The sequence below is a fragment of the Bacillus sp. BSL6 genome (assembly GCF_052928345.1).
Window position 1 is genome coordinate 390374 of the sequence record NZ_JAVGCW010000004.1, and the last position, 12025, is coordinate 402398.

Below are 12025 nucleotides of genomic sequence, written 5' to 3' on the forward strand. Positions count from 1 at the left end.
GACGTTTTTTCGTTACTAGAAATTATATTTATCAATATTATCCTTCGTAAATACAACTCGTTCTGGTAACACGATAATTCCGTTTCCTTCTGCCTCATAATCATATCCTTGAATGGAGTTTGGCTCTACTTTCACTTTTCCAATTCCTTTTACTTCGAAGCTATCCCCTACTTTTAACTTCTTCCCTTTTACAACAATTTCATTTGCAACATACGTTGCGAGTGCACCTTGTTGTTTTACATCCCATAAACCAAATTGTGCTACTGTTCCTCGTTTTACGTAATCACGCATAACGTTTGGTGTAGAGAAGCCAGTTACGACAACCTTTTTATCCATTTTTAAATTTTCAGCTGCTTGTGCCATTGCCGGAAGTGCCGTTGCATCTGGACAAATGACTGCATTAATATCAGGATACGTTTTTAAAATATTCTCTCCTACTGACAAAGACTTTTGCGCATTATTTTCACCGTACTGCGTCGTTACAATTTCCCAGTTCGGATATTTCTTTTTAATAATTTCTTTCGCTTTCGTTACCCATTGGTTTTGATCTGTTACTGTTGGGCTAGAATAAAAAAATGCTACTTTCCCTTTATCTCCAATTTGCTTGGAAGTCATGTCAATTAATAAGTTAGCAAGTTGGTCTGGTGTTCCTTGGCTGATATAAAAGGAACGGTCTTTCGGATTCACATCAGAATCCCACGTTAAGACAGTCATTCCTTTTTTCTTAGCACGTTGTAGTGATTGCGATAAACCATCAACTGATGTAGAGGAAACCATAAGTGCATCATAGTTTTGGTTAATAAAATTATTTATATACTTTACTTGCCCTGATACGCTCGCTTCAGACGGTCCATCATACTTCACTTGCACGCCTAACTTATCTCCCATCTCTTTTGCTCCTTCACCACCTGATGTAAAGAATCCAACTCCTGTTAATTTCGGGATAAATGCAAATTTCACATCATCCGCTTTTTTCTTATCTGCGGTTTGACTAGAACAGGCGATTAAACCGATTAAACAAATACATACAATGAATACAATCCCTAGTTTTCTCTTCATGACATTTCCCCCTTATGCAAATTCTTTCTTTTCCCCAGTGTGAATTGATGTAATTTGAAATGTCTCATAATAACTGAAAGAATAAGGATAATACCAATTACTACGTTGGATTGTTCATTTGTTAAACCCGTCATTTGCAAGCCATACTGCATGAGTCCAATGAAAATACTCGCCAGTACAGTACCGATAATGCTTCCTTTTCCCCCTGTAATAAGTGTCCCGCCTAATACGACTGCCGTAATGATTGGTAAAATTGTTTCACTTCCCATATCAGCACGTGCGGAACCGAAATAGGCAGTTAAGAAAGTCCCCCCTAATCCACCTCCTAACCCGGAAAGCATGTAAGCGATGATGACTACTTTCTTCGTCTTAATCCCGGTGTATTTTGCTGCATTTTCGTTCGCACCTGTTAATTTTACATGGCGTCCGTATATAGTTCGGTGAAATAATACAGCACATAAAACTGTTAATACGATCAGTAGCCATAATAAATTTGGTATTCCTATAAAACTACCGCTTGCCAGTTGTACAAATGCGTCAGGTAAACCACTGATCCCTTCATACCCAGAAGCACCTGCCCCTCCTGAAATGACGAGTGCAATTCCTCCGTATAAAAACATCGTGCCGAGTGTAACGACGAGTGGTTCTACATCTGTCATTTTTATAATAAGTCCGTTTAAAGCGCCTGCTAAACAACTAATTATTAGAGATATTATGACAGCAAACAAAATAGATATTCCGCTCATCCAAAGTACACCGATTAAGATTGAAGTGAGACCCATTATTGAGCCGACCGATACATCAATTCCTCCTGTTACTATAACGAAAGTCATTGGTATCGCCGCAATTGCAATAAATAGGAAATCATTTGTACTAAAAAGGAGATTACTAATATTTAAGAAATCACTATTGATTAAACTAAAGAGAATGAATTCTATAAGAAGCAATACAATTAGAACACCTTCCCATCTGTATACATACTTCATAGATTCATCCTCCTTTCTGCCTTCCACTTTTTCATAACACTATCCAGTATGATGATAAGTAATAATAAAAAACCTGAAATAGCATTATTCCAAAATGCTGGTATTTTTAGAAAGACGAGTGAACTGCTTATTGTTTCTAAAAAGAATGCTCCTAATGCAGCTCCAAATAAAGATCCTGTTCCTCCTTTCAAATGAATGCCCCCTAGTACAGCGGCTGCGATTACTTGTAATTCTAATCCTGTACCAGTTTGATTTGGAATGAACCCGATATTCATAACAAATATGCAACCAGCGAGCGCAGCACTTATGCCTGAAATCATAAACGCACATATCTTCACTTTATTAACAGGTATACCAATAAGTCTCGCGCCATCTTCATTATCACCTACCGCATAAAAGTATCTTCCAAATGGCACTTTCCTTAAAAAGAAGTATAGTAGTAGTAAAATAATAAGAACGAACCATACAGTTATAGGTAAACCAAGAATGACGATAGATGACAGCTGCTTAAAATCGTTTGGAATATCTTCAATCCACTTCCCGCCTGTGAAAATTAACATGGCACCTCTAATAATTCCTAACATGCCTAATGTCATAATAATGGCTGGTACTCGAAACTTCGCAACGCCCATTCCGTTTACGAAACCGATAATAGCGCCAAGTGTAATAGTAGCAAATATCGACAAGGATGCACTATATTCATTCGTTAGCAACATTCCGCAAACTGCTGCACTTAACCCCATGCTTGAACCAACTGATACATCTATATTTTTAGTAAATAAGACGAACGATTGGCCAATTGCTAACACGACTAAAATAACGCTTGATTTCACCATTAAAGATAACGAGTTAAATTGAATAAAACTAGGATTTATCATTCCTACAATAGCTATATAAATTAGTAGTAACGTTATGATAGACGTTTCGTGCATTTTTAGCATGCGCTTCATTCCGCTACACCTCCGTATGCAAGGCGTGTAACTTCATTCACACTCAGTTGTTCTTTTTCCATATGAGAAACAAATCGTCCATTTCTCATTACATATACACGGTTTACTAATTGAACAATTTCTTCAACATCTGAAGAGATTAATAAAATTGCGAGTCCTTCCCTTTTCATTTTTTCGATCGTCTCATACACTTCAAGCCTTGCTTTCGCATCAATTCCACGAGTCGGCTCATCAAGAATAATAACTTTAGGATTACATGCGAGATACTTTGCAAGCACGACCTTCTGCTGATTACCTCCTGATAAAGATGCCAGTTCTTCATTCATATTCTGTACAACAATTCGGAACTGTTCTATAAACGAATTAACTAAAGCGCTTTCTTTTTCTTGATTTATAAAAAAGCGATTTTTTTGCCGTAAACTTGCTGCTGCAATATTTTCTTTAACAGAAGCAAGTGAGAAAATTCCATTCCTCGCCCTATCCTCTGGCACATAAACTAGTCCTTCGTCTAGCCTTTTATGCAAAGAACATGTATCAATTGATTTTCCATCTAATAAAATAGACCCTGATTTTACAGTTTTCAATCCAAATATCGCTTCTGCTAATTCCGTTCTGCCCGATCCAACAATGCCTGCAATACCTACAATCTCACCCGCATGTACAGTGAATGATATATTTTCGAATGCGTGACCATTTATATCATTCACTTCTAATATTTTTTTCATCCTTGTGGTCTCTTGAACTACTTCTATTTTCTCTTTCTGTTTATACCCTTTTGGCAATAGTCCCTCCATCAGCATGTCATATGTATAGTCACATACATCTCCTTGACTTACAATCATTCCATCTCGTAATATTGCTACTTTGTTAGCAATTTCAAAGATTTCTGGAAAACGATGCGTAATATAAATCATCCCTATTCCTTTTTCTTGTAAACTTTTCATCAACACAAAAAGACTCTTAATTTCGTGAGTTGTTAATGTCGATGTTGGCTCATCTAGAATAAGAATCTCGGCTTCTCGTATTAATCCTCTAACAATTTCTACTAACTGTTGTTGCGCAATCGATAATGATCCTCCTAGTTCATTAAGGTCAATACTCCATCCTAAGCTGCTAATCAATTGCTCAATCTGTACTCTTAATTTCTTTTTCTTTTCTTTTAACCCGATACATATATTTTCTTCAATAGTCATATGCGGAAAAATGAGTGGTTCTTGCGGTATTAAATACATACCTTTTCGATGTGCTTCTGACGGATTTGAAAACTGATGCTTCGTTCCTTTTACATACATTTCTCCATCATCATACGAATATAACCCCGTTAATATTTTCATTAATGTTGATTTCCCGGCACCATTCCCTCCAACTAAAGCGTATATATCTCCGCGCTCTACTTGAATGTTCACTTCTTTTAATACAAGTTGATTTAAAAACGCCTTACTCATTTTTTTTACTTGTAATAAAGGTGCGTTCTCCACATGATGTCACCTGCCTTTATACAGAACATTTTTTGAGAAAATGATTATTTGTTCTACTTGTTTTGTAGCATTGTATATTCCTTTTTTTATATCTAGAACACTTTTTTCTACGTACTATTAATCGCTTCAACTGGAATAAACAAAATATATGGTACATATGTTTAAGCTGTGGTCAATTGTTGAAAGGGATGAAAAGTATGACTCAGCTGAACTTTGAAGAGAATTTATTAACGAAAGTAGCTTGGTACTATTATAAAGACCAATTAACACAACAGGAGATCGCTTCACTTCTTCATATTTCAAGAAATAAAGTCGTCCGGTTATTAGATAAGGCGCGGAGTGAAGGTATCGTTACATTTCACGTAAAAGGGACTGGTTTGCACTGTTTAAGTATTGAGCGTGACCTAATGAAAAAATTCCACTTAAAAGATGCTTTTATTATCCCGACCCCAGTAAACAATTATCACGATTCTCTCGGAAAAGCTGCTGCACAATATTTAGAAACTCAGCTTCAGCAAGGAGATTTACTCGGTATTGGCTGGGGAGAAACAATTAGCAAAATGCTAGAAAACATTCATTTCGAAAGTTCTATTAATCTCTCAATCGTAACGTTAACAGGCGGAGTAAATCACTATCTCCCGAGAAAACAAAACTATTTACATTACATGCAAGGTAATCTTCACATTATCCCTACGCCGTTTCTAGCGTCTACAACCGAAATGGCACAAAGTATTTTATCAGAACCGAGTGTAAAAGATATGCTTCATGTCGCTTCACTTGCTCATACGGCTGTTGTCGGTATTGGAGGACTATCTCAAGACGCTACGATTGTAAAAGAAGAAAAATTAACTTTACGTGAGATGACATATATTCGTAGTCAAAACGGTGCTGGCGATATTTTAGGACAGTTTTATGATACAAATGGCGATTTATTAGAGCTCTCGCATCACAATCGTCTAATTGGCACATCCCTCTCTGTTTTGCGCAATATGAAGCATGTCGTCGGTGTTGCTGGAGGTACTGAAAAGATAGATGCAATTTATGGTGCCTTAAAAGGAAAGTTTATTCATACATTAATTACCGATGAGGAAACTGCCCTCTCCTTATTACGAAAGGATGGTGATTGTTAATGTCCAATTTATTAGCTTTCGATGCTGGTACAGGAAGCATACGAGCAGTTCTTTTTGATTTACATGGTAATCAAATTGCAGTAAGTCAAAAAGAATGGATTCACAAATCTGACCCTCGTTATCCAGGCTCTATGAACTTTGATGTAATAGAAAATTGGAAGCTAGTACAAGAATGCACGAAAGAGGTTCTTCAAAAAAGCAATACTCTTGCCTCTTCCATTCTTGCTATTAGTGCGACAAGTATGCGGGAAGGATTTGTTTTATATGATCAAGATGGGCAAGAAATATGGGCCTGTGCAAATGTTGATGGGCGCGCATCTGCTGAGGTTAGTGAACTAAAAGAAATTCGGTCACATCTTGAAAAAGATTTATATACAAAGTCTGGTCAAACTTTTTCATTAGGTGCTTTACCCCGCCTACTTTGGATTAAAAAACATGAACCCGACGTCTATAATACTATTCACTCTTTTACAATGTTAAACGATTGGATCTTATATAAATTAAGCGGCGTGCTGCAAATCGATCCTTCAAATGGATGTACGTCAGGTATTTTTGACTTACAAAATAGAGTGTGGGATAACGATGTCGCTAAGGAGTGCGGTCTATCTTTACCATTTTCACCAACAGTAAATGAAGCTGGTACAGTAATTGGCAACGTTACAAAAGAGTGTGCAGCATTAACTGGATTACGTGAAGGAATTCCTGTCGTAGCCGGGGGCGGAGATGCTCAAATGGCATCACTCGGAACTGGAGTCGTGAAACCGAATCAAACATTAATATGCGGAGGTAGTTTTTGGCAACAAGAAGTGAATGTTACTGAGCCAATACCAGATCCACAAGCTGCGATTCGTATAAATTGTCACGTCGTACGTAACCTATGGCAATACGAAACAATTGCCTTTTTCCCAGGCCTCGTTATGCGCTGGTTTCGAGACGCTTTTTGCCAAGAGGAAAAGAAACTTGCTGACAAACTCGGTGTAGATGCTTATGAATTACTAGAAGAACAAGCGAAAGACGTACCTGTCGGTTCACATGGCATTATCCCTACTTTTTCAAACGTTATGAACTACATTTCTTGGCGTCATGCCGCACCTTCTTTTTTAAATTTAAGTTTAGACGCTGACAAATGCGGAAAAAAAGAACTGTTTCGTGCTATTGAAGAAAATGCCGCCTTCGTTACACTTGGAAACTTAAAATTAATAGAAAATCTAACTGGTATATTCCCTTCTGAAGTTATTTTTGCTGGTGGTGCCGCTAAAGGAAAACTATGGCCACAAATTCTATCAGACGTCCTTGGTATTCCTGTAAAAGTACCTGTTGTGAAAGAAGCAGCTGCTTTAGGAACTGCGATTGCTGCAGGAGTTGGTGCTGGCATATATGCATCTATGGAAGAGACTGCCGAACAGTTTGTACAGTGGGAGCAAACATTCGAACCAGTTACTGAAAATCACGAACTATATAAAGAGTTCTATGAAACATGGAAAACTGTGTATGACAGTCAGCTCGCTTTAGCTGATAAAGGGCTCACCTCACATATGTGGATTGCGCCTGGTGCACTGTAACACATTACATAAAGGAGTGAACTGTATGCTAAAAGCGAATGAAAATGACTTCTCCTATCGCTTCGGTGATAACGGGCCGAAATATTTAATACAAGGTCCGAATATCGATCTTGGTCTTGTTGTCATTCAGCCTGGGCAGGAGTTTCAAAACCATTATCATACGACGTGCGAAGAGGTCTTTTATGCATTAGAAGGTGAAATAGATTTCTATGTAAATAACGAAAGAGTTCCAATGAAACAGGGTGATGTCCTGCAAGTTCGCCCTCATGAATCTCACTATCTTATTAACCATTCTGACAAACCTTTTAAAGCGGTTTTTATAAAGTCACCACATTTACCAAATAAAGATACTGTTCAAACGGAAAATCCAACATTAACGAAGGAGTGATTTTGAATGACTTGGGGATTTAAAAATCGATTAAATACAATTTTACCTGATGGCAGAGCGGTTATGTTAGCGATAGATCACGGCTACTTTTTAGGACCAATTCACGGGCTTGAACAGCCACTGGAAACTGTTAAAAACCTACTTCCTTACACGGATTCTCTCTTTTTAACGCGAGGTGTACTTAGCTCATGCATTCCTGAAAATTGCAGTACACCGATGGTTATGCGTGTATCAGGCGGAGCTACTGTCGTCGGTAAAGACTTAGCGAATGAAACAATTGTTACCCCTGTAAAAGAAGCAGTAAAACAAAATGCAATTGGCGTCGGTGTATCTGTTTTCGTCGGATCAGACTATGAAACACAAACAGTTACAAATCTCGCAAATGTAGTTTCAGAAGCTCACGATTATGGCCTGCCAGTACTCGGCATTACCGCAGTTGCAAAAGAACTGCAAAAACGTGAAGCTCGCTTTTTAGCACTTGCTTCACGTGTATGCGTTGAAATGGGTGCTGACATTATTAAAACGTATTACTGCGAAGGATTCGAAAAAATCACAAGCACTTGCCCTGCCCCAGTCGTCATTGCTGGTGGACCAAAACTAGATTCAATTGAAGACGCATTAAACATTACGTATAACGCACTGCAAGAAGGTGCAATCGGCGTAGATATGGGCCGCAACATATGGCAATCCGAACATCCAGCTGCGATGATTCAAGCGATACATGGTATTGTGAAAAATGGATTGAATGTGAAAGAGGCGTTGGAATTATATAATGATGTGAAAAATTAAGGTGAGAGATAGACTATTACACTTAAATAAATAAAAAATCAATATTTACTATAAGGAAAAGCCCATACATAACATATGGGCTTTCTTTGACATTTCTTATTATTTCAAATTTGGCCAGGTCTCTATAGATCGCGCACATTCCAAACAATCTCACCGCGTTCGCCAAACGTACTATGATGCCGCTTAAATCCTAACTTCTCTAACACCCGAAAAGACGCAGTATTCCAAGCGCCTACAGTAGACCATAGTCTTTTGCGCCCCGTAGCAATCGCAGCCTCCAATACCGCTGATGCTGCCTCTGTCGCATAACCCATGCGATGAGCACTACGGAACAACTCGTATGCAATCTCCGGCTCTTCAAGCGTGGAACGACCGATAATTAAGCCACAGTAACCGATGAAATCGCCTTCGTCTCGTCTACGAATCGTGAGAAGAGAAATACCATTTTCAGCTGCTATCTTGCGCTTCTCAATAAGATCGTTACGAACAGATTCAACGGTTGGCATTTCCACTCCACGTTCACCAACTAGTTCTCTAAGCCAGACTGCATCGGATTCCTCCCACATATTCAGGTCGAGTCGTTCCGTTCTTAGCTGGAACGCCATATCTTTAAATACAGATGTCATAGCGATAACCTCCTATTTATATCACTGTACTACTTATAATCGTTTCGTACTGTACCATATGGGAAACCTGCTTGATTCTCTAGATTTTCTTACATTAAGATACATTATTGTTATTTTATACATAATTAATTTCTCTGCAAAATAGACCTTGTTATGAAACTTCATTTTAAAAATTTGACTAGAAATCAAAAAAAGAGGATATTTGTTTCTTAATAAACAAATATCCTCTACCTTTATATATTACGACTGTTGATAAGCCGCTTTCGATGATTTCACATAATAAACTGCGTGATCCACATTAATAATATGATCTGGTTTTGGTTTACCACGGCTCGCTCTATGTCCAGCTAAATGTTCTTCACTTGTTTCCCAGTTTTTCCATGCTTCTTCAGATTCCCAGCGAATCATAACGACTACTTCTTCGTCGCCTCGTCTTACTTTTTTCACAAGAACACTCAAGTCGATAAAGCCTTCAAATTTTTCAATAATACCTTCTCCAGTAAAACGTTCTACAACTATATTTGATGTACCTTCTTTTACTGTAAATGTTTTCGTTTCGATAAACATATATCCCACTCCCTCTTTGTAATACGAATACTACTATTCTTCTATTATAGTTGATTATGATAATTATTTTCAATTATAAAGTTTAAATTTTTTGAATCAAGCTGTTTTCTCTTCTATCGCCTCATCTAAAAACTTGAAATACGGAAGTAACATTCCTATTAAAGAGGTGACACATATAATTGCACCGATGATTAAATATAGCGCTCTTACTCCCCACATTTCACTCAATATTCCCCCTACTAATACACCTAACGGCATAGCGGATCGTATGAAAAATAATCGCACTGAAAATACTTGTCCTATCATATTGTTCGGAACTGACTGTTGGCATATCGTTGTGTTATGAACATTGAAAAATGCAATACAAATCCCTGCTATTACTTCAACTATTATTGCAATGATAATACTATGATTGAACCCTAGCGAAATGTATGTGAGCCCCCCTATAAACAATCCTCCAAGCATAAGTATACGCCGACTTTTATATGTTACTTTTCCGACTAGTATAGATCCAACTACATAGCCAAGTGGGAATCCGGCCATAAAATAACCAAATTCCGCATATCTCGCTGACAGCTCGCCCTTTATATAAGGAAGGTTTGTGACCATTGTTACTCCTACTCCAAATTGAACAAAAGTTAGAAATATACCGAGCCAAACGATGATTGGTTTTGTGAAAAAATATGTAAAACCGTGAAGAAACTGTTCTAGCCACGTTTTCCGAATAGGTTGCGACGTTCTATTTTCTTTTATATAAAGTAAGAAAGTGCCACTAACAAATAAACAAATGCATACGAAAGATAACGCAAGTTCTGTTCCAATGAAATGAATGACTACTCCGCCTAATACTGGCGCAAGAAACATCATAAGACGAGTCATTCCATCAATGTACGCATTTGCATCTTGAAGTCGTTCTTTCCTTACAATGCTCGGTGTAATTGCTTGACTTGCAGGTGTATAAAGTGGTGTAATAAGTCCCACTACAATTTGAACAACATAAATGTGCCAAACTTCTAAACTACCGGAAACTAACATTATCAAAGGTAATAAGAATACGGACGCTCGTATCCATTGTGAAAAAATCATAATCCACTTCCGACTCCATTTATCAATAAATGGGCCACTGATTAATTGCAGTATGAGAGACGGGATAAAATATAATAGCCACATACTACTTAAAGCCATTTCCGATCCTGTTAACTCATATACTAGAATTGAATTACATAACGTTCCGAAACCCCCTCCTAATTCTGAGATTGCACTACCAATCCACATAAAAAAGAACGAACGATTTTTCAATACATTTTTCAATTTCATACACCAACTTTTCTTTTATATTCCTCCCTTTATGTACATTCTTGTTGTATATTATCTATTTAAAAACACATCTAATTCTTTCGCTAACGATTGTACTGCTTTCTTTCTTAATACATATTTCCCATCATGTATATCCACTAACTTCGCTGCACGTAACAATTTCAAATGGTGGTGTACAGTCGATTTACCAAGTTGCAATCTTTCTGTAATTTCCTGCAATGTTCGTTCTTTTTCGAACAACATTTTTACAATGCGTAACCTCGCTTCATCTCCAAGAGCTTTATGTTTTTGAACTAAAAAATAGTTCGGTTCATATGGATCTTCAGGATGGATACTTTCGTTTGCAACTGGATAATGAAATACTTTCGTATCTTCAACATCCGCCTCAATATTCCACGGTCTGTACGTTATTTGTGGGATAAGAAGTACGTAATGAACACTTGGTTCTGGCATATAATGAACGCCACCTGTAGCCCACTCGACAAACTCTTCTGGTTTCATCTTTTTATTCATTTCACTCTTTGCTTCATAATCTCGTTTGAATATAGAAAGTATTTCTTCTTCCTCTTTCTGAATAACGCTCTCATACCAACCTGTCATAACAGCAATTAAATGGGATTTTAGCACTTGTACATCAACATCGCATATAAAACGAATATAAGTAGAGAAAAACTGATGATCTTTTGTCAGTTCCATTAGTTCATGTATTGCAGTTACGTTTCCACTTGCCGCTAAAGTTCTTTTTTCTTGGTACTTCTCTCCTAAAAACGGTAAACATATATACTTCAAATCTTCTTCTGAAAGTGAATCGATTTTAGCGTGAAACTGCGATACATCGTGAAAATCTTCTTCATACAACAACTGAAGCAATGCTTTCCACGTATTATGTTCTTCTACAAACTGTAATTGCTCTCTCATCTCTTTTGTTAATGATTGTCTAATCTCTTCCCATTCACTTTGAGACTTTTCAAGTGTATCAATTAACCTCTTATGAGTAATTGCTGCAATGCCAAGCGCACATTCGAAAAGTATCGAATATTTCACTTGAACGTTATAAGTTTCCCTCTTTCTACTCGTTATGTGATAGACCTCCATTTTTATCCCTCCTTGTTTGCTATATATTAAATTCTATGTTTATCGAATTTTACCTTCTATATTTTTAGAATTAACAAA

General features: G+C 37.3%; 12 protein-coding genes. 4 read left to right on the plus strand and 8 right to left on the minus strand.

The genetic code is table 11. The annotated features are described in order from the left end of the window. Positions 1-15 precede the first annotated feature (15 nt). Genes lsrB through RCJ96_RS16205 form a run of 4 tightly spaced genes read right to left on the minus strand, consistent with a single transcriptional unit; the run spans position 16 to position 4473 of the window. On the minus strand, positions 16-1059 hold the full coding sequence (lsrB, locus tag RCJ96_RS16190) for an autoinducer 2 ABC transporter substrate-binding protein LsrB (protein WP_074608454.1): 1044 nt from the start codon (positions 1057-1059) through the stop codon (positions 16-18). Then, positions 1056-2045 carry an ABC transporter permease gene (locus RCJ96_RS16195; protein WP_139302810.1) on the minus strand — a complete coding sequence of 330 codons (990 nt, stop codon included), beginning with the start codon at positions 2043-2045 and terminating at the stop codon, positions 1056-1058. The genes lsrB and RCJ96_RS16195 overlap by 4 nt, the downstream gene beginning before the upstream one ends. Further along, positions 2042-2995 carry an ABC transporter permease subunit gene (locus RCJ96_RS16200; RefSeq protein ID WP_074608458.1) on the minus strand — a complete coding sequence of 318 codons (954 nt, stop codon included), beginning with the start codon at positions 2993-2995 and terminating at the stop codon, positions 2042-2044. The genes RCJ96_RS16195 and RCJ96_RS16200 overlap by 4 nt, the downstream gene beginning before the upstream one ends. Next, on the minus strand, positions 2992-4473 hold the full coding sequence (locus RCJ96_RS16205; protein WP_416504121.1) for a sugar ABC transporter ATP-binding protein: 1482 nt from the start codon (positions 4471-4473) through the stop codon (positions 2992-2994). Before RCJ96_RS16205 ends, RCJ96_RS16200 begins: the two co-directional genes overlap by 4 nt. Positions 4474-4670: 197 nt before the next feature. Between RCJ96_RS16205 and RCJ96_RS16210 the strand changes: the two genes are divergently transcribed. From RCJ96_RS16210 to lsrF, 4 genes are read left to right on the plus strand one after another with little or no spacing between them, the layout of a single operon-like run. Then, the gene (locus RCJ96_RS16210; protein ID WP_416504120.1) at positions 4671-5603 is read left to right on the plus strand and encodes a sugar-binding transcriptional regulator; all 933 of its coding nucleotides are present in this window, start codon (positions 4671-4673) and stop codon (positions 5601-5603) included. Further along, positions 5603-7165: an autoinducer-2 kinase gene (lsrK, locus tag RCJ96_RS16215; RefSeq protein ID WP_139302811.1), complete on the plus strand. Its 1563-nt coding sequence runs from the start codon at positions 5603-5605 to the stop codon at positions 7163-7165. Before RCJ96_RS16210 ends, lsrK begins: the two co-directional genes overlap by 1 nt. 25 nt (positions 7166-7190) lie before the next feature. After that, positions 7191-7553, plus strand: a complete 363-nt coding sequence (locus tag RCJ96_RS16220) for a cupin domain-containing protein (RefSeq protein ID WP_000909989.1) — start codon at positions 7191-7193, stop codon at positions 7551-7553. Between the two features lie 6 nt (positions 7554-7559). Further along, positions 7560-8342, plus strand: coding sequence for a 3-hydroxy-5-phosphonooxypentane-2,4-dione thiolase (gene lsrF / locus RCJ96_RS16225; RefSeq protein WP_000219783.1), 783 nt, complete (start codon positions 7560-7562; stop codon positions 8340-8342). A gap of 122 nt (positions 8343-8464) precedes the next feature. On the opposite strand, the gene RCJ96_RS16230 is transcribed toward lsrF, so the two are convergent. From RCJ96_RS16230 to RCJ96_RS16245, 4 genes are all read right to left on the minus strand, one after another. Next, the gene (locus tag RCJ96_RS16230) at positions 8465-8968 is read right to left on the minus strand and encodes a GNAT family N-acetyltransferase (protein WP_242303746.1); all 504 of its coding nucleotides are present in this window, start codon (positions 8966-8968) and stop codon (positions 8465-8467) included. 240 nt (positions 8969-9208) lie between these two features. After that, a complete protein-coding gene (gene hmoA, locus RCJ96_RS16235) occupies positions 9209-9535 on the minus strand; it encodes a heme-degrading monooxygenase HmoA (protein WP_000469503.1) in 327 nt (108 codons plus the stop codon). A gap of 96 nt (positions 9536-9631) precedes the next feature. Continuing rightward, positions 9632-10852 (minus strand): MFS transporter, encoded by a 1221-nt coding sequence (locus RCJ96_RS16240; RefSeq protein ID WP_416504119.1) that lies wholly within the window; start codon positions 10850-10852, stop codon positions 9632-9634. A 51-nt stretch (positions 10853-10903) separates the two neighbouring features. Further along, entirely contained in the window at positions 10904-11947 is a 1044-nt protein-coding gene (locus tag RCJ96_RS16245) for an ArsR/SmtB family transcription factor (protein ID WP_416504118.1), read from the minus strand. Positions 11948-12025 lie beyond the last annotated feature (78 nt).

Excerpts from the sequence above, each read along its gene's own strand:
- lsrF (WP_000219783.1), top strand. The coding sequence starts at position 7,560 with ATGACTTGGGGATTTAAAAATCGATTAAATACAATTTTACCTGATGGC.
- RCJ96_RS16200 (WP_074608458.1), bottom strand. The coding sequence starts at position 2,995 with ATGAAGCGCATGCTAAAAATGCACGAAACGTCTATCATAACGTTACTA.
- RCJ96_RS16230 (WP_242303746.1), bottom strand. The coding sequence starts at position 8,968 with ATGACATCTGTATTTAAAGATATGGCGTTCCAGCTAAGAACGGAACGA.
- RCJ96_RS16210 (WP_416504120.1), top strand. The coding sequence starts at position 4,671 with ATGACTCAGCTGAACTTTGAAGAGAATTTATTAACGAAAGTAGCTTGG.
- lsrK (WP_139302811.1), top strand. The coding sequence starts at position 5,603 with ATGTCCAATTTATTAGCTTTCGATGCTGGTACAGGAAGCATACGAGCA.
- RCJ96_RS16220 (WP_000909989.1), top strand. The coding sequence starts at position 7,191 with ATGCTAAAAGCGAATGAAAATGACTTCTCCTATCGCTTCGGTGATAAC.
- RCJ96_RS16195 (WP_139302810.1), bottom strand. The coding sequence starts at position 2,045 with ATGAAGTATGTATACAGATGGGAAGGTGTTCTAATTGTATTGCTTCTT.
- hmoA (WP_000469503.1), bottom strand. The coding sequence starts at position 9,535 with ATGTTTATCGAAACGAAAACATTTACAGTAAAAGAAGGTACATCAAAT.
- lsrB (WP_074608454.1), bottom strand. The coding sequence starts at position 1,059 with ATGAAGAGAAAACTAGGGATTGTATTCATTGTATGTATTTGTTTAATC.
- RCJ96_RS16245 (WP_416504118.1), bottom strand. The coding sequence starts at position 11,947 with ATGGAGGTCTATCACATAACGAGTAGAAAGAGGGAAACTTATAACGTT.
- RCJ96_RS16240 (WP_416504119.1), bottom strand. The coding sequence starts at position 10,852 with ATGAAATTGAAAAATGTATTGAAAAATCGTTCGTTCTTTTTTATGTGG.